2 protein-coding genes are annotated in these 1,451 nt (G+C 44.3%); both read left to right on the top strand.

Going from position 1 to position 1,451, the window contains the following annotated elements:
• Nucleotides 1–1,276: putative Ig domain-containing protein (locus BBROOKSOX_RS10990; RefSeq protein WP_218973747.1), on the top strand; the 1,276-nt coding region annotated here is incomplete at its 5' end.
• 5 nt (nt 1,277–1,281) lie between these two features.
• Entirely contained in the window at nt 1,282–1,392 is a 111-nt protein-coding gene (locus BBROOKSOX_RS12540) for a hypothetical protein (RefSeq protein ID WP_373896629.1), read from the top strand.
• The last annotated feature ends 59 nt before the right edge of the window (nt 1,393–1,451 follow it).

Here is a 1,451-nt window from a genome sequence, read left to right as displayed (position 1 = left end):
CACAGTCAATGCAGTCAATGCAGGTATGATTGCTGCATTTCGTGCTATGATTATACGTATGTCAACCCCTAATCTTTCGAATGCTGCAGACCAAGTAGTTGCTATGGGTTCTGCCATCACAGACATTACTTTTAGCAATTCAGGTGGTGCGATTGCCAGTTGTACAGTAGCGCCTACACTGCCAGCTGGCTTGAGTATTAACAGTGCAACTTGTGCCATCAGTGGCACCCCAACTAAGGTGAAAGCTGCTACTTTATACACAGTAACAGCCACCGCCAACGCACCGGGTCGAACCGCTACTGCAACGGTTGGTTTAGCGATATTTATGACCCCTACAACATTAACTGCAGTTGCCACAGGTGTTCCTAATGAAATAATGCTATCATGGACTAGGGTAACCGATGCAACTGCTTATAGGCTTTATCAAACAACTGATGCCACCTTTGTACAAGCAGGCAATAGCGACCCTAGTCAATTTTCGGTATACAGTCCAGCAGCCACTTCCATTGATACGACTGCTACCAGTATTACTATGACGCTAAGTGGTGCAGCCACCGTTTATTATGTGGTAACAGCCATCAATGGTAGTGCTGAATCTCTGAGTAACCCCATACCCGTCGCTGCTACCGCACATGCTTTTAAATTTAGTCAGGTTACTTCGTCAACAGGTCAAGTATGGATGGATAGAAATCTAGGTGCCAGCCAAATGGCAACCAGCTCTACCGATCCAGCATCCTATGGTGATTTGTACCAATGGGGTAGACCTGCAGATGGACATCAAAAAAGAAAATCCGCTACCACAGCAACGCTTGCGATAAATACTACCCCAGGTCATGCAAATTTTATTACTGTAACTGGTCCAGAAGGTCCTCTTGATTGGACAATCCCAAATACAGGTGATGTTGATGGTGCTTTGCGTGGTGAATTTCTTGCCAAGACTGATGGTAGCGGTATTTGCCCTACGGGTTTTAATGTGCCAACTGAAGCGCAACTAAAGGCAGAAATAAATATTTGGGATACGACTAATAGTGCTGCAGTAGGTGCTTTTAACTCTGTACTGAAGTTACCAGTTGCTGGTGGTCGCATTAAGCAGACTGGCGGACTTGGCAATGTTAGTGCTGTTGGCTACTACTGGACTCGCTCTATTATTCCTATTGGTCGGTGGTATCGGTATGCTCGTTATTTGGGCTTCGGTAGCGGTAGCCACAATATTTATTTACAGTTCCACAATGTTGAGCGCTCCGAGGGCAGGAGTATTCGTTGCATTAAGAATTAAACACTTTGATTCATTTGTATATTTTGTTACACGGGATTCCCGTTGGAGGCGAACTTGAATATGCTGATATTAATACTATTGTGTGCGCCCTATCAGCACGCAAAGATTATCATTAAAACTTTTTAGAAAGTAGCTCAATCTCATACCCATCAGGGTCTTTTAAAAATGCAACCAT

This window comes from bacterium endosymbiont of Bathymodiolus sp. 5 South (genome assembly GCF_900128535.1).
Lineage (GTDB): Bacteria > Pseudomonadota > Gammaproteobacteria > PS1 > Pseudothioglobaceae > Thiodubiliella.
The sequence above is the reverse complement of the archived record's forward strand: the minus strand, read 5'-3'. Positions and strand labels throughout refer to the sequence as shown.